The organism is Stenotrophomonas sp. STEN021 (assembly GCF_056760175.1).
In genome coordinates this window covers 1-13,968 of record NZ_JBRREH010000109.1, presented here as the reverse complement: position 1 = coordinate 13,968, position 13,968 = coordinate 1, and the positions used below count along the sequence as shown (strand labels likewise).

Sequence of the window (13,968 nt, the reverse complement as noted above, 5' to 3'; positions counted from 1 at the left end):
GGCCCGGGGGGGGGGGTGGCGGTGGCGTGTAACCGGTGGGGGTGGTGGGGGGCGGGGGGCCCCCCCCCAAGCCGGTGAACCGACAGCGCGCGGAACGCCTGTGACTGCACATCGCGTGATGCCGTTTTTGTGGTGTGGCCAGATGTATTGCCAGCTTCGCGGCTGACGCCGCTCCCACAAAACGGCAGGTGCTGGACGCCGCCGCTGCTACAAAGCCCACGCGGGCCTTGGCCTAGAACTTCTGCTCGGCGGCCAGATAGCGCCATTGGCCTTCGGGCATCTTGCTCAGGCCGATACGGCCGATGCGCAGGCGGCGGATCTGTTCGGCCTTGAGGCCAACCTGGCTGCACATGAACTGCAATTGCCCCGGGCGCACGTCCTTGATTGCAAAACGCAGGCGCTGCTCGCTTTGCCAGCTGACCTTGGCCTGCGGCAGGCTGCGGCCTTCGTAGATCAGTCCATGGGTGAGTTTGGGCATCGCCCACGGGGTGGGTTCGCCGCTGACTTCGACCACGAACTCCTGCTCCAGGCTGTAGCCGGACTCCTGCAGGTGGCGGCGCACACGCCAGTCCTGGGTCATGACCACCAAGCCGCTGGCGGCATCGTCCAGTGGCATCAGATAGTCCAGACGCTGGAAGTGACGGCGCAGCGGACGGATGCCGGAGGCATCGTCAGCAAAGCGGTTTTTCTCGGCCAGCAGTGCGAACAACTGCTCGGCCGTACAGCCGGCCGGCTTGTTGATCAGGAAGGTGGCTGCTTCCGCAGCCTCGGTGCTGCCTTCGGCGGCCAGGGTGATCACTTCCTCGCTGACCATGGTCTGCGGGGTTTCCACCACCACGCCGTTGACGCTGATCCAGCCGCCTTCGATGTACTGCTGGGCCTGCGAGCGCGAGCACTGCAGCTGCGCGGCAACGCGCTTGTCGAGACGGATAGGGGTGGTCATGGCATCAATGGGTTCTACGAAGGGCGGGGAGTGTAGCGCTGTGGCGGGAGTCGGGCGATGGGCGGCTCAGCCGGGTTCATGTTCCAGGGCAGTCAGATACAGGCGCAGGTCGAACTCCAGCTGGTGGTAATCCGGCTCCATGTGCAGGCACAGCTGGTAGAAGGCCTTGTTGTGGTCGGCCTCCTTGATGTGCGCCAGCTCGTGCACCACGATCATCCGCAGGAACTGCGCCGGGGCCTCGCGGAACACGCTGGCAATGCGGATCTCGCGGCTGGCCTTGAGTTTGCCGCCGTGGTTGCGGGAAATGGCGGTATGCGTGCCCAGTGCGTGTTTCACCACCTGCAGCTTGCCGTCGTACAACACCTTGCCCAACGGCACCGACTGGCGCAGGTGGCGCTCCTTGATCGCTTGCACGTAGTCATACAGCTGGCGGTCGTTGCGCACCGGGTTGGGATCGGCGTAGCGCTTGCGGACGGCCTCGCCCAGCTTGCCCGCATCCAGCAGCTCGCGGGCGCGCTGCTGCAGGTGTTCGGGGTAGCCATTCAGGTATTTCAGCGCAAGCATGGGCATTTGGGCAGGACCGGGCGGGCCGCTATGATGGCAGCCTCGGCAACAGAACCATGAACAACGACGATGGCAAAGGGTAATCCACTGCAGGAACAGCTGCTCAAGGCTGGCCTGGTGAAGAAGTCACAGGTCTCGCAGGTGGCGCGCGAGCAGGTCAAGGCGCGCCACGGCAAGGGCCCGGTCAACGCAACCGAAAGCCAGCGCGAGGCCGACCGCGCCCGTGCCGAAAAAGCCGAAAAGGACCGTCAGCTGGCCGCCGAGCACAACGCCCAGCGCCGCGCTGATGAGCTGCGCGCGCAGGCCCGGCAGATCATCGCCGACCGCAAGCTGCCGCGCGCCGGCGAGCTGGAATACCGTTTCAACGATGGCGCAGTGATCCGTACCATGCTGGTCACCGAGGCGCTGCGTACCCAGCTGGCCAATGGTGCGCTGGTGATTGCCCGCCATGGCGACAGTTTCGAACTGCTGCCGCGCATGGCGGCGGAAAAGGTGCGCGAGCGTGACGCCGGCCTGATCGTGCTCGATCACGGCCAGAGTGTGGACACGCCGATTTCCACCGGCAATGCCGAGGACGACGCGTACTACGCCCAGTTCCAGGTGCCTGACGACCTGATGTGGTGAGTTCCACCCGCGTTTACCCAGCCTTGGCGCAACTGCGCTAGGCTGGGGTTCGGTCACTACGGAGCCAGCGATCATGGCCACCGGTTGGGCGGGCGATACCGCCGTTCAGGATCAGATTGATGCCACCGTCGAGGACGCGATCAAGCGTGCGCGCAGCCGCATGCCCAGCGGCCCGGGGCTGGAACATTGCGAAGAATGTGATGCACCGATTCCCGAGGCGCGGCGCAAGGCCGTACCCGGGGTAAGGCTGTGCGTGGCCTGCCAACAGGCGCAGGACGAAGACGAGGCGTTTGCCGGTTACAACCGGCGCGGCAGCAAGGACAGTCAGCTGCGCTGATGCAGCAGCCGGTTCGCGCGCTCGCTATAGCAAGGTAGTTGCTGAGTGGATGTACCAAGGTAGCCGTTGAGTGGATATACCAAGGTAGCCGCAGAGTGGATATACCAAGGTATATCCCGGCCATGCCAAGGTAGGCTGGGGGTGGGCGGTATGAATCCGGATAATTCTGGCATCCGGCGAGGCTGCAACGGCCTCGGATTTCCACCGACAGAGGAGTTCATCGTCATGGACCCTGGCCCAGAACCGCACCAAGGCGTGCCCCCCCCCCAATTTTCCCAATGACCGGCATCCGGCCCTGAATTCCGCACGGCAGCTTGATTGAGCGCCGGGAAGGCCGCTGCCCCGTGGCCGAGGCCTTCCCGATGATCCTGCAACTGATCCATATCACGCTGCGCCGCGCCGTCGCGCGCCGTGACGTTCGTGCATTGCGCGACCTGCTGTTGAGCGAAGGCGGTCCTGCGTTTGCCGCCGCCCTGCAATGCTGCTCCCCGCGCGTGCGTGCTGATGCGCTGTCGCTGTTGCCGCTGGGCGAACGACCCGGCGTCATCCGCCATCTGCCCTTGGCTTTGCGTGACGACCTGCGGCCCTTGTACCGCGCTCGCCCCGACTACCGCCTGGGCAATCAACTGCCGGGAGCGCACGCATGAACACCCTTGTCCGGAGTGCGCTGCGTCACCACCGCATCCAACTGCAGCTGCACCAGGGTGGCGGGCCGCAGTTTGAACCATGGCTGCGGCGACTGCTGCGGGCCGGCGCGGGCAGCTTGCTCTATCTGCACCGCAATCTCGACGAGGTCGAGCTGGGGCTGGCGATCCATGCCCGGCGCGGCCAACTGCCGGCACCGCTGGTGTCGGCAATGGATGCGCATCCCGGCGTGCGTTGGCTGCGCTGGCAGGTAGTACCTGCCGCACCACCATCGCGTCAGTTGCGATCGATGGCAGGCAAACATGGGGCATGCGCATGAACATCTTCAAAAGCTGGTTCGACACCTTCCTGCGCAGCCGCCGCGTGGCCGGCCTATTCGGGCGGCGGCGCATGCCCGATGCCACGGAGCTGCGCGGTGGCACCGCGATGCTTCCCGCCGGTTACACCCAGCGCTTGACCGAGCTGGCGCTGGCGACGCCGGAGCAGGCCTTGCAGCAACTGCAGTCGCACGCCGACGGCCTGGGCATGACCGAGGTGGCCGAACGCTTCCATCGGCATGGTCCCAACGAGGTTGACCATCAGAAGCCCTTGCCTTGGTGGCGGCACCTTTGGCAGTGCTACCGCAACCCGTTCAATCTACTGCTCACCGTATTGGCGGTGGTGTCCTGGTTCACCGAGGACATGAAGGCGGCAACCATCATCGGCGCGATGGTCGCCCTGTCCACGCTGATCCGATTCGTCCAGGAGGGGCGTTCGAACCGTGCCGCCGAACGGCTGAAGGCGATGGTGAGCAACACAGTGCGGGTGCTGCGCCGTTCGCACGGCACCGAAGCGGCGGAGCTGGCCGGACAGTATTTCGGCGTGCAGCTGCATTCGGCGACGGCGTCGGTCGCAGTGGAAGTGCCGATCCGTGCGTTGGTGCCGGGCGACCATGTGCTGCTGTCGGCCGGTGACATGATTCCCGCCGATTGCCGTGTATTGAGTGCGAAGGACCTGTTCGTCGCGCAGGCGGCGATGACCGGTGAGTCGTTGCCGGTGGAGAAGTTCGTTGACGCAGCACAGGACGGCGGCACCGTGCTGGAGCAGTCCAATCTGCTGTTCATGGGCACCAACGTGGTTTCCGGCAGCGCCACTGCATTGGTGCTGGCGACCGGCAACAGCACCTACTTTGGCACTCTGGCCCAGCACACCACGCATCTTGAAACCGCGCCAACGGCATTCCAGGCTGGCGTGAACAGCGTGAGCTGGCTGTTGATCCGTTTCGCCGCGGTGATGGTGCCGATCGTGCTGCTCATCAACGGCCTGACCAAGGGCGACTGGCTGGATGCCTTCCTGTTTGCGTTGTCGGTGGCGGTTGGCCTGACCCCGGAAATGCTGCCGATGATCGTCACCTCCACCCTTGCAAAGGGTGCGGTGCAGTTGTCGCGACGCAAGGTGATCGTCAAGCGCCTGGATGCGATCCAGAACTTCGGCGCGATGGACGTGCTGTGCACCGACAAGACCGGCACGCTCACCCAGGACAGAATCGCACTGGAGCGGCATACCGACGTCAGCGGCGGTGATTCGCAGGACGTGCTCAAGTACGCCTACCTCAACAGCCACTACCAGACCGGCCTGAGCAACCTGCTTGACCGTGCGGTGCTGGAGCACGTGGAAATGCAGCACGCGCTGCGCGTCGCCCAGGACTACCGCAAGGTTGACGAAATCCCCTTTGATTTTGAACGCCGGCGCATGTCGGTGGTGGTCTCCGAACGGGACGATCACCACGAGCTGATCTGCAAGGGTGCCGTGGAGGAAGTGCTGTCGGTGTGCTCGCGCATGCGCCTGGATGGCCACGACCTTGAACTGGACGACGCGCGTTTGGCGCGGGTGCGGCAGACCACCGAGGAATTGAACGAGGAAGGATTGCGGGTAGTGGCAGTGGCGATGAAGGAGTTGCCGGCCAGTAGTCGCGCCTACGGCCGCGCCGACGAGTGCGACCTGGCCCTGATTGGTTACGTTGCCTTCCTTGATCCACCCAAGGACACCGCGGCCCCGGCATTGCAGGCACTGGCCGAACACGGTGTGGAAGTGAAGGTATTGACCGGCGACAACGAGCTGGTGACCGCACGTGTGTGCTCGCAGGTGGGCCTGGCGGTTGGCACGATCATCACCGGGCCGCAGATCGAGCGGATGGATACGCCAGCGCTGGAGCGTGCACTGCGGGACAACAGCGTATTTGCACGGTTGACTCCCCTGCACAAGGAGCGGCTGGTACGCTGCCTGCGTGCGCAGGGCAGAGTGGTTGGCTTCCTCGGTGACGGTATCAATGATGCCCCTGCACTGCGGGCGGCCGATATCGGCATCAGCGTCGACGGCGCCGTGGATATCGCCAAGGAGGCTGCCGACATCATCCTGATGGAGAAAAGCCTGCATGTACTGGAGGACGGCGTGATGCAGGGGCGCAGCACGTTCAGCAACATGCTCAAGTACATCCGCATGACCGCCAGCTCCAACTTCGGCAATGTGTTCTCGGTGATGGTGGCATCGGCATTCCTGCCGTTCCTGCCGATGTTGCCGCTGCAGTTGCTGGTGCAGAACCTGCTGTATGACATCTCGCAGATTGCCATTCCATTCGACAACGTCGATCGTGAGCTGGTGGCGCGGCCGCTGAAGTGGGACCCCGCCGGGATCGGCCGCTTCATGCTTTTCTTCGGGCCGATCAGCTCGATCTTCGACATCCTCTGTTTCGCCTTGATGTGGTATGTGTTCGATGCCCGCACGCCCGACCAGCAGAGCCTGTTCCAATCTGGCTGGTTCGTGTTGGGCCTGCTCACCCAGACATTGATCGTGCACATGATCCGAACCCCCAAGGTGCCCTTCCTGCAGAGCATTGCCTCGCCGCCGCTGTTGGTGATGACCGGTGTGATCATGTTGGCGGGCATCGCGTTGCCGATGGGACCATTGGCCGGCTACTTCCGCATGCAGCCGCTGCCCGCGGGCTATTGGCCCTGCCTGGTGCTGCTGCTGGTGGGTTACGCCGCGTTGACTACGGTATTGAAGAAGATCTATATCCGCCGCTTCGGCTGGTAGCCCAGCCAAGGATCGCCGAACAGGAGCGCCGCACGCCGATGGACCTGAACCTGCCTGCTTTCGACCCCGGGGCAACCCTGAGCACCTTCATCAGCCTGGCGACCGCCTTCGTGCTGGGCTCGGTGATCGGCCTGGAACGGCAGTTGCGGCAACGTACTGCCGGCCTGCGGACCAACACCCTGGTGGCATTGGGGGCGGCGGTGTTCGTCGACCTTGCGGTGCGCTTCTACGATCTGCATGGTGGCTCCACCACGCCGATGCAGGTGATTGCGTATGTCATTTCCGGCATCGGTTTTCTGGGCGCGGGCGCCATCATGAAAGAGGGTGCGCAGGTGTCCGGCCTCAATACCGCCGCCACGCTGTGGGGTTCGGCCGCTGTCGGTGCCTGTGCCGGGGCCAAGCTGTTGCCGGAGGCGTTGCTGGCCGCGCTGTTCGTGCTGGCTGCCAATACCTTGCTGCGCCCGGTGGTCAACCGCATCCACCGGCAACCTTTGCGCGAGCAGTTTGCCGAGGCTACCTATGCGGCGTACGTGATCTGCCAGCGCGACAGCCAGGCGCACGTGGTGGCTCAGTTGCTGGAACGGCTGGAACAGGCGCACTACCCGGTGCGTTCGGTTGAGCAGCAGCCCTTTGGCGACGATGATGTGGAGGTGGAGGCAGTGCTGTACGCCACGGCCGTGGATTCGGCTGAACTGGACCAGGTGATGGCCGCCTTGTCGTCGACCAAGGGCGTATCGCAGAGCTTCTGGAACGCTACCGTCGAGGATTGAGCATCCGCCGACGCTCCATGGACTGCGAGGACGCCATGCACATCCCTACCTTGGATACGCATCTCAAGCGGCTGGTGCTGTTGTTGGTGATGGCGGCGATCTTCGTGATCGACACCTTGACCGACTACGCGGTGGCTGCCCCATGCCTGTACGCTGCGGTGATCCTGGCAGCCTCGGGCAGCCTGCGCCGGCGCGCGCTGTGCTGGCTGGCAGCCAGTTGCATCGTGCTGGTGGCGGTGAGCTTCGGCTTCACCCGTTTCGGCGCATTGCGGCTGGGCATCGTCAACTCGCTGATTGGCATGCTGGTGATTGTCTCGGTCACCTGGCTGGTGCTGAAAATGGAGGCAGCCAAGGCCACCGCAGACCACGCGCAGGCACAGATGTTGCGGGTGGCGCGGGTGGCCACGATGGGCGAGCTGACCACATCCATCGCCCATGAGATCAACCAGCCGCTGGCGGCCATCGCCACCAGCGCCGAGGCAGCCGAGCGCTGGCTGCGGCAAGCCCCCCCCAACGCGGACAAGGCAATCCAGACCGTGGCACGTATCCGCGCCGATGCCCATCGCGCCAGTGAGGTGATTGCGCGCGTGCGCAGCCTGGTCCGTGGTGAACCACCGCAGGCGTCGGCCTTCGACCTGGGTGATGCCTTGCGCGAGGTGTTGGCCTTGTCGCGCGCTGACCTCGATCGGCAGGGCATCGACGTGCAATTGGATGCACTGGAGATGCCGCCGGCGGTGTGGGCTGACCGCGCCCAGGTACAACAGCTGATCGCGAACCTGCTGGTCAATGCCGTCGATGCGATGGAACAGGCCAATGCCGATGCCGATCGCCGGATCGAGCTGGCGCTACGGCGGCTGGATGACCAGTACGTGCGGCTGAGCGTGCGCGACCACGGCAGCGGGCTGGATAGCGTGCAGATGGAACACCTGTTCGATGCCTTCTGGACCACCAAGAAGGACGGGCTGGGCCTGGGGCTGAGCCTGAGCCGCAGCATCGCCCAGGCCAATGCTGGCAGGATCAGCGGTGAACCGGCGCAGGGTGGTGGCGCGCGCTTCCTGCTTGACCTGCCGATGGCGGAGGTGGCCCATGCCCGCTGAGGTTGCGGTGCCGGTGGTCTATGTGATCGACGATGATCCGTCGGTCCGCGCGGCACTGGAGGACCTGCTGGCCTCGGTAGGCTTGCAGGTGCTGGCGTTCGCTTCGACGGCCGATTTTCTTTGCCATCGTCGAGCCGACGGACCGGCCTGCCTGGTGCTGGACGTGCGCATGCCCGGGCAGGGCGGGGTCGAATTCCACCGCGGACTGCAGGCGGACGGGCTGGCCTTGCCTACTGTCTTCATCACCGGGCACGGAGATATCGCAATGGGCGTGGCGGCGATGAAGGCCGGTGCAATCGAATTCCTCACCAAGCCATTCCGTGAGCAGGAGCTGCTGGACGCGATCAACCATGGGTTGAATGCAAGCCTGCAGCAGCGCAGTGAACAAAGCGCGCAGCAGGCCCTGCTGGCGCGCTGGCAAGGCCTGAGTGCTGGTGAACGGCAGGTGCTGGCAGGGGTGGTGCGTGGACGCCTCAACAAGCAGATCGCTGCGGATCTTGGCATCAGCGAGATCACCGTCAAGGTGCGACGGGGGCAGGTCATGCGCAAGATGGAGGCGCGTAGCCTGGTCGACCTGGTGCGCATGTACGATCTATTGCCGCACACGCCCTAGCAACCGCCTGGCTCAGGCTTGCGGCTTGGCCAGTACGGCATTGAGGTATTGCTTCTGGATGACCGGCTTGACCAGGCGGGGACGTTCCATCAATACGAAACGCACACCCTTGACGGTCTGCGGCGCCGCCTTGGCGACAAAGCCGAACCGCTCATACATCGGCACGGCGAGCTCGGAGGAATTGACGGTGTACGGCTGCCGGCCGTGGATGCGCAGTGCGTGCTCCCACAACATCCTGGCGATGCCACGCTTGCGGGTGGCAGTGCTGACGAACAAGTGGTGGATATGGCTGCCTTCGCGCATGGCGATCATGCCGCACAGGGTGTCGCCATCCATGACCACGTAGTGGGCGAACTGCGTGGATGTCAGCCGTAGCCGGAAGCTTTCCGGCGTCAGCGTGGAAACAAAGGCATGGGCGCTGGAGCCGGTGTCCCTATCCAGCAGATGCCGGGCCAGTGGCGTGACCAGCGCACTCAAGGGCACCGCATCAGCGGGGGCTGCATCGCGAAGCATCAACGCTGCGTCCATCCTGCTCTCCCTGCGTTCAATGAGGCACCAGGGCGCAAGCATATCCGCTGCTGGGAGCAAGCGGCATGCCCTCCGCCCAACTCAGGCGGAGGGTTTGCCCAGGCGGAAACTGCCGCTCCAGCGCAGCATCGCGAACAGGCACCAGAGCCAACCGGCAGTGGCAATCAGGCCGCCGACCAGGCCGATGTGCTGCATACCCAGCTGCAGGCTCACCTGGCTGCCGATCAATGCACCGGCACCGATGCCGATATTGAAGATGCCAGAGAACAAGGCCATCGCCACATCGGTGGCATCGGCGGCCAGATTCAGCACCTTGGACTGCATCGACAGGGCGAAGCTGATCATCGCAACGCCCCATACCGAGACCAATGCATACAGCAGCCAGCTGCTGTGCAGGCCAGTGCGCAGCAGCAACAGGCTGGCAGCAAGAGTGCCGATCGCGCTCAACAGGAAGCCGCGCGGCCAGCGCAGGCCATAGCGCGAGAACAGCACGCTGCCGATGAAGCCCATGCCGCCGAACAACAGCAGTACCAAGGTGGTCACATGCGCATCAAAACCGCCGATGTTCTGAACGAAGGGTTCGATGTAGCTGTAGCCGGTGAACTGCGCCGATACCACCACCATCACCAGCAGGTACAAGGCCATCAAGGCCGGACGGCGCAGCAGCAACGGGATGCTGCTGGCAGAGCCGCTGTTCTGACTGGGCAGCGCCGGCAGCAGGCGCGCCAGCACCAGCATCACCAACAGGGCGACCCCGCCGATGGCCATGAAGGTGATGCGCCAGCCCAGCAGCTCGCCGACGATGCGGCCCAGCGGGATGCCCAGCACCATCGCGACCGAGGTGCCGGTTGCCAGCAGGCCGAGGGCCTGCGGGCGCTTGTCCTGTGGCGCCACGCGCACCGCCAGCGAGGCAGTGATCGACCAGAACACCGCATGTGCCAGCGCAATGCCAACCCGGCTGGCCATCAGCACTGGATAGCTCCAGGCAATGCCTGAGAGCAGGTGGCTGAGGATGAACAGCGCGAACACACCCAGCAGCAGTCTGCGCCGGTCGAAGTTACGGGTCAGCAGCATGCAGGGCAGTGAGGTCAGTGCGACTACCCAGGCGTAGATGGTCAGCATCAGGCCGACGTGCTCGATCGGCTTGCCGAAGTCGGCGCCGATGTCGCTCAACAGGCCAACCGGGACGAATTCGCTGGTATTGAAGACGAAGGCAGCCAAGGCCAAGGCGACCACGCTGAGCCAACGCTGGCGGTCGGAGCGCGGATTCTGGCTTTCAGCAACGGCAAAAGCGTCGCCTGCCTGCGGGGCAGGGCATGAGGTATCGGAAGAGGAGGACATTGCGTGCCGGCTTGCGACCGGGCCGGTCGCTCAATGTCGGCAATTTTCGCACGGGCTGTGTGGACGCGAGCAGAACGCTGTGGATCGGTGCGTTGCTGGCGTAGCGGTGTTCAGGTGGGTGAGGGATTTGCTGTTGTCACCGGCTCTGGCCTTGGCTTTGGTTCGGGTTTTGGCTTTTGCTTGTGCCTCAGGCTCTTGCCTTGCGTGTCATCCCCGCCTTCGCGAGGATGACACGCCTGGGTCAGAGTCAGGGCCGGCGCCGGAGCAAGCGTCGTGCAACGGTAATCGCCGACTTCGGGTGCTGCGCGCTCAGCCGTCGCCACGCACGCTGGTTGGCGTCGCATCACCGCCGCGCCAGCGCCGCAGGCCACGCTGGAAGAACAGGCTGTTGGGGATCTGCATCAAGGTGCCTTCGCTCGGGCCGCCAACCTCGTGCAGGGTGGTGTAGATCAGGTTGATGTCGGTGACCACACCCTTCAGACCGGGCTTTTCACCGTTTTCCAGCAGCTCGATCTGGTCCCCGAGCCGGAATGGACGGGTGGTGAAGATCAGGAAGGTGCAGAAGATGTTGGAGAGCACGCTCCAGGCGGCAAAGAACGCCACCGCGCCTACCGCTGCGAAGCCGGTAAACGCGGTCCACAGCACGCTGGCTTGCACGTTCAGTCTTTGCAGGATGGCAATCAGAGCCACGGTGCCGATGACGAAATTGGACAGCCGCCGGATCGCCATCTCGATCTGTGCCGGCAGTGTGTAGTGCCGGCCAAGTCGCGCCAGCAGGCGGCGGGTCAACAGGCGCAGCAGCCAGGCCACGATCAGGATCAGCAGGATGCCCAGGCCGGTGTTGATGGGGTCAATCCATTGCTGCATAGAGGCGGGGAGGTAGTGCTTCATGCGGTTTCCTTGCGGTACGACGGTGTTTCGCTGCATTGGAGGTGGTGCGGCTGGCCGGCGCCAAACGCATCGCCAGGCGTAATGACGGGGTTGCGCAACATCGGCGGCAACGCTTGGCGAGCGCCGATTGTCGGCCAGTGTGGCGTTCGCTGCCAGTCGCAGCGTGTCGGCAGGCCAGTTCGGCAAAGAATTGAACCGGCTTTAAACCTTTTGCCTGCTTGCCGCATCCAATGGATATGCTCGACGCCACCGTGCCTACCGCCGCCCCTTCACCGCCCGTCGTCGACGACGCTGCGCTGGCCCGTGCCGCCGCAGCCGGAGATACCCGTGCCTACGAGCGCATCTACCGGCGCCACTCGCCGCGTCTGTATGCCCTGCTGTGGCGTTTGTGCGGTGGCAACGCGGCGCGCGCCGAGGATGTGCTGCAGGAAACCTTCATCCAGGCCTGGCGCAAGCTGCCGCAATTCCGGTTCGAGAGCGCGTTGGCCACGTGGTTGCACCGTTTGGCGGTGAATACGGCCTTGATGGAGCTGCGTGCGGCGACGTTTGAATCGCTGGATATCGGCGAATCCGGGATGGAGGTGTTGGCTGAAATGGCCGAGCCGCCCCGCTGCCATGCCACCGGCATGGACCTGGAACGCGCGCTGTTGACGCTGCCGCCACGCGCCCGCGCGGTGTTGGTGCTGCATGACATTGAAGGCTGGAAACACCAGGAAATTGCTGTGGAACTGCAGATGGCGGTTGGCAGTTCAAAGGCCCAGTTGCACCGCGCGCGCAGTTTGTTGCGGGCGCGGCTTGGAGACGCATGATGAACAACTACGAAGACGACCGCGATCACGCTGATGAGTTGGCGCAGCGCCTGCGCGGGCTGCCTGCGGAGCGGGTACCCCCGGCTGCGGTGTGGCAGCGCATTGTCGCGGAGCTGGAGCAGGTCCCGCGTGACCAGCAGACAGTTGCAGCCCCCGTTCCATCTGTGAGCGCTGCGCCGGTGCGGCGGACGTCGCAGCGCCACTGGCCGCGTTATGCCGTGGCGGCGGTGGTTGTCGCATTGGTCGGTGTGGCCAGTGTTTCGCTGTTGCCGCAGCAGCCTGCGGTGTCGGTGTCGGTGGAAGAGTCTTCACTGCAGCATCAGGCCAACACCATCACCTATCAATACCGGCAGGCGATGGCAACGATTCCGCAGGACAACCTGGCGGCGGAGCTGCAGCCGGCACTGCGCGAGCTTGACGAAAGTGCAGGCAGTATCCGCAGCGCCATCGCCCAGAGCCCCGATGCCGCATTTCTACTTGGACAGTTGCAGCGTACCTACGCGTTGCGGCTGGAACTCACCCGCAAGGGCGTCAACCCGACCGGACTCTCGACTTGAAGGAGCACCTGATGAAAGCCTGCATCCGCAATCTGATCGCCACAGCGCTGCTGCTGGCCCCGCTGACCAGCGCATTTGCGCAGACGGCGGTCAATCGTAATCTGCCGTTGTCCAGCGGTGGCCGCGTGGAACTGAGCAATGTGGCCGGTTCAGTCACCGTGCGTGGCTGGGACCGCAACGAAGTGCAGCTTACCGGCTCGTTGGGCGACGGCCAGCGGCTGGAGGTGGAAAGCAGCGCCAACCGGGTGGCATTGAAAGTGGTTTACCCGCAGAACGGCCGCAGCAGCCGTGGCGCGGTGCTGGAGCTGCGCGTGCCGCGCGCTGCGCAGCTGCAGACCAGTACCGTCAGCGCGATGGTGGATGTGTCTGAGGTGGACTTGCGCCGCCTGCAGAGCAGCACCGTCAGCGGCAACATCACCGCCAATGGTCGTGCTGGTGAAGCCGAGTTGACCACGGTCAGCGGCGCGATCCGCTCGCAGCTGCAGACATCGCGTCTGGAGACCAGAACGGTCAGCGGTGGCATCAATGCGGTCGGTGCCAGCGGTGGTGAGGTCTCGGCCAATACCGTGTCTGGCGGCATCACCCTGGATCTGGCCAAGGTGCAGCGGCTCAATGCGGAGTCGGTATCTGGCAGCCTGGGCGTGCGCAGCGCTGGCTTGCAGCCCGGTGGTCGGGTCAATCTGGAGACGGTGAGTGGCTCGGTTTCACTGAGCCTGCCGGCCAGCACGTCGGCGCAGTTGAAGGTCAGCACCTTCAGCGGCAGCATCCGCTCCGACGTAGGCCAGGTGGAGAGCCCGCGCTATGGGCCGGGCAAGAACCTGGACGCGCGGATTGGTGGTGGCGACGGCGATATCTCCATCCAGTCGCATTCGGGTGGCGTGCGGGTGAGTCTGGACCGTTGATTGCTGCCCTCCCTTTGCCGCAGGCAAGGGGAGAGTTGGGGAGGAAGGCTTCTGCCCCCTCCCTTTTGCGAAGCAAAGGGGGGGGAGGGGGAGCGCTGTCGGCTTCTGGTTCCCCAGCGTTGCGGTATACGCCGCACCAGCCCGCGGATCAGCACGCCCCGCGGGCTGGTGCGGTTTCTGTAGTGGCCCCCCCACGGGGGCCCAAAAACCACAAGGAGCGGCCCCCCCCCCCCAAAGGGGAATGAAAAAAAATTAAAACACAACACACAAAAACG

16 protein-coding genes are annotated in these 13,968 nt (G+C 64.5%); 11 read left to right on the top strand and 5 right to left on the bottom strand.

Annotation, left to right across the window (positions count from 1 at the left end; translation table 11 throughout):
* Nucleotides 1–232 precede the first annotated feature (232 nt).
* Nucleotides 233–943 carry an rRNA pseudouridine synthase gene (locus ACVOL0_RS18490; RefSeq protein WP_481550319.1) on the bottom strand — a complete coding sequence of 237 codons (711 nt, stop codon included), beginning with the start codon at nt 941–943 and terminating at the stop codon, nt 233–235.
* Between the two features lie 66 nt (nt 944–1,009).
* Nucleotides 1,010–1,507 (bottom strand): M48 metallopeptidase family protein, encoded by a 498-nt coding sequence (locus ACVOL0_RS18485; protein ID WP_481550318.1) that lies wholly within the window; start codon nt 1,505–1,507, stop codon nt 1,010–1,012.
* 69 nt (nt 1,508–1,576) lie between these two features.
* Here ACVOL0_RS18485 and ACVOL0_RS18480 point away from each other — a divergent pair, with 69 nt between their 5' ends.
* The 8 genes from ACVOL0_RS18480 (at nt 1,577) to ACVOL0_RS18445 (ending at nt 8,665) form a co-directional block, all read left to right on the top strand.
* Entirely contained in the window at nt 1,577–2,131 is a 555-nt protein-coding gene (locus ACVOL0_RS18480; RefSeq protein ID WP_481550317.1) for a DUF2058 domain-containing protein, read from the top strand.
* Between the two features lie 73 nt (nt 2,132–2,204).
* Nucleotides 2,205–2,468, top strand: a complete 264-nt coding sequence (locus ACVOL0_RS18475) for a DksA/TraR family C4-type zinc finger protein (protein WP_057626528.1) — start codon at nt 2,205–2,207, stop codon at nt 2,466–2,468.
* A 362-nt stretch (nt 2,469–2,830) separates the two neighbouring features.
* The gene (locus tag ACVOL0_RS18470; protein ID WP_481550316.1) at nt 2,831–3,115 is read left to right on the top strand and encodes a hypothetical protein; all 285 of its coding nucleotides are present in this window, start codon (nt 2,831–2,833) and stop codon (nt 3,113–3,115) included.
* Nucleotides 3,112–3,432, top strand: a complete 321-nt coding sequence (locus ACVOL0_RS18465) for a hypothetical protein (RefSeq protein WP_481550315.1) — start codon at nt 3,112–3,114, stop codon at nt 3,430–3,432. The genes ACVOL0_RS18470 and ACVOL0_RS18465 overlap by 4 nt, the downstream gene beginning before the upstream one ends.
* Complete coding sequence (mgtA, locus tag ACVOL0_RS18460) at nt 3,429–6,185, top strand: magnesium-translocating P-type ATPase (RefSeq protein ID WP_481550314.1); 2,757 nt, start codon at nt 3,429–3,431, stop codon at nt 6,183–6,185. Before ACVOL0_RS18465 ends, mgtA begins: the two co-directional genes overlap by 4 nt.
* A gap of 38 nt (nt 6,186–6,223) precedes the next feature.
* Entirely contained in the window at nt 6,224–6,955 is a 732-nt protein-coding gene (locus tag ACVOL0_RS18455; protein WP_481550313.1) for an MgtC/SapB family protein, read from the top strand.
* 41 nt (nt 6,956–6,996) lie between these two features.
* A complete protein-coding gene (locus ACVOL0_RS18450) occupies nt 6,997–8,052 on the top strand; it encodes a sensor histidine kinase (RefSeq protein WP_481550321.1) in 1,056 nt (351 codons plus the stop codon).
* Nucleotides 8,042–8,665 carry a response regulator transcription factor gene (locus ACVOL0_RS18445; protein WP_481550312.1) on the top strand — a complete coding sequence of 208 codons (624 nt, stop codon included), beginning with the start codon at nt 8,042–8,044 and terminating at the stop codon, nt 8,663–8,665. Before ACVOL0_RS18450 ends, ACVOL0_RS18445 begins: the two co-directional genes overlap by 11 nt.
* Before the next feature lie 12 nt (nt 8,666–8,677).
* Here the strand turns inward: ACVOL0_RS18445 and ACVOL0_RS18440 are convergent, their stop codons facing one another.
* The 3 genes from ACVOL0_RS18440 to ACVOL0_RS18430 form a co-directional block, all read right to left on the bottom strand.
* The gene (locus ACVOL0_RS18440) at nt 8,678–9,193 is read right to left on the bottom strand and encodes a GNAT family N-acetyltransferase (protein ID WP_481550311.1); all 516 of its coding nucleotides are present in this window, start codon (nt 9,191–9,193) and stop codon (nt 8,678–8,680) included.
* 81 nt (nt 9,194–9,274) lie between these two features.
* Nucleotides 9,275–10,534: a sugar transporter gene (locus tag ACVOL0_RS18435; protein WP_481550310.1), complete on the bottom strand. Its 1,260-nt coding sequence runs from the start codon at nt 10,532–10,534 to the stop codon at nt 9,275–9,277.
* A gap of 309 nt (nt 10,535–10,843) precedes the next feature.
* Entirely contained in the window at nt 10,844–11,425 is a 582-nt protein-coding gene (locus ACVOL0_RS18430) for a mechanosensitive ion channel domain-containing protein (RefSeq protein WP_481550309.1), read from the bottom strand.
* 236 nt (nt 11,426–11,661) lie between these two features.
* Between ACVOL0_RS18430 and ACVOL0_RS18425 the strand changes: the two genes are divergently transcribed.
* From ACVOL0_RS18425 to ACVOL0_RS18415, 3 genes are read left to right on the top strand one after another with little or no spacing between them, the layout of a single operon-like run.
* Nucleotides 11,662–12,234, top strand: a complete 573-nt coding sequence (locus ACVOL0_RS18425) for an RNA polymerase sigma factor (RefSeq protein ID WP_481550320.1) — start codon at nt 11,662–11,664, stop codon at nt 12,232–12,234.
* On the top strand, nt 12,234–12,791 hold the full coding sequence (locus ACVOL0_RS18420; RefSeq protein ID WP_481550308.1) for a hypothetical protein: 558 nt from the start codon (nt 12,234–12,236) through the stop codon (nt 12,789–12,791). Before ACVOL0_RS18425 ends, ACVOL0_RS18420 begins: the two co-directional genes overlap by 1 nt.
* Nucleotides 12,792–12,802: 11 nt before the next feature.
* Nucleotides 12,803–13,693, top strand: a complete 891-nt coding sequence (locus ACVOL0_RS18415; RefSeq protein WP_481550307.1) for a DUF4097 family beta strand repeat-containing protein — start codon at nt 12,803–12,805, stop codon at nt 13,691–13,693.
* The last annotated feature ends 275 nt before the right edge of the window (nt 13,694–13,968 follow it).

What these genes read in the sequence shown, in the direction of transcription:
- ACVOL0_RS18475 (WP_057626528.1), top strand. Translation starts at nt 2,205, where the DNA reads ATGGCCACCGGTTGGGCGGGCGATACCGCCGTTCAGGATCAGATTGAT.
- mgtA (WP_481550314.1), top strand. Translation starts at nt 3,429, where the DNA reads ATGAACATCTTCAAAAGCTGGTTCGACACCTTCCTGCGCAGCCGCCGC.
- ACVOL0_RS18490 (WP_481550319.1), bottom strand. Translation starts at nt 943, where the DNA reads ATGACCACCCCTATCCGTCTCGACAAGCGCGTTGCCGCGCAGCTGCAG.
- ACVOL0_RS18415 (WP_481550307.1), top strand. Translation starts at nt 12,803, where the DNA reads ATGAAAGCCTGCATCCGCAATCTGATCGCCACAGCGCTGCTGCTGGCC.
- ACVOL0_RS18470 (WP_481550316.1), top strand. Translation starts at nt 2,831, where the DNA reads ATGATCCTGCAACTGATCCATATCACGCTGCGCCGCGCCGTCGCGCGC.
- ACVOL0_RS18435 (WP_481550310.1), bottom strand. Translation starts at nt 10,534, where the DNA reads ATGTCCTCCTCTTCCGATACCTCATGCCCTGCCCCGCAGGCAGGCGAC.
- ACVOL0_RS18465 (WP_481550315.1), top strand. Translation starts at nt 3,112, where the DNA reads ATGAACACCCTTGTCCGGAGTGCGCTGCGTCACCACCGCATCCAACTG.
- ACVOL0_RS18455 (WP_481550313.1), top strand. Translation starts at nt 6,224, where the DNA reads ATGGACCTGAACCTGCCTGCTTTCGACCCCGGGGCAACCCTGAGCACC.
- ACVOL0_RS18430 (WP_481550309.1), bottom strand. Translation starts at nt 11,425, where the DNA reads ATGAAGCACTACCTCCCCGCCTCTATGCAGCAATGGATTGACCCCATC.
- ACVOL0_RS18420 (WP_481550308.1), top strand. Translation starts at nt 12,234, where the DNA reads ATGAACAACTACGAAGACGACCGCGATCACGCTGATGAGTTGGCGCAG.
- ACVOL0_RS18445 (WP_481550312.1), top strand. Translation starts at nt 8,042, where the DNA reads ATGCCCGCTGAGGTTGCGGTGCCGGTGGTCTATGTGATCGACGATGAT.
- ACVOL0_RS18440 (WP_481550311.1), bottom strand. Translation starts at nt 9,193, where the DNA reads ATGGACGCAGCGTTGATGCTTCGCGATGCAGCCCCCGCTGATGCGGTG.
- ACVOL0_RS18480 (WP_481550317.1), top strand. Translation starts at nt 1,577, where the DNA reads ATGGCAAAGGGTAATCCACTGCAGGAACAGCTGCTCAAGGCTGGCCTG.
- ACVOL0_RS18425 (WP_481550320.1), top strand. Translation starts at nt 11,662, where the DNA reads ATGCTCGACGCCACCGTGCCTACCGCCGCCCCTTCACCGCCCGTCGTC.
- ACVOL0_RS18485 (WP_481550318.1), bottom strand. Translation starts at nt 1,507, where the DNA reads ATGCTTGCGCTGAAATACCTGAATGGCTACCCCGAACACCTGCAGCAG.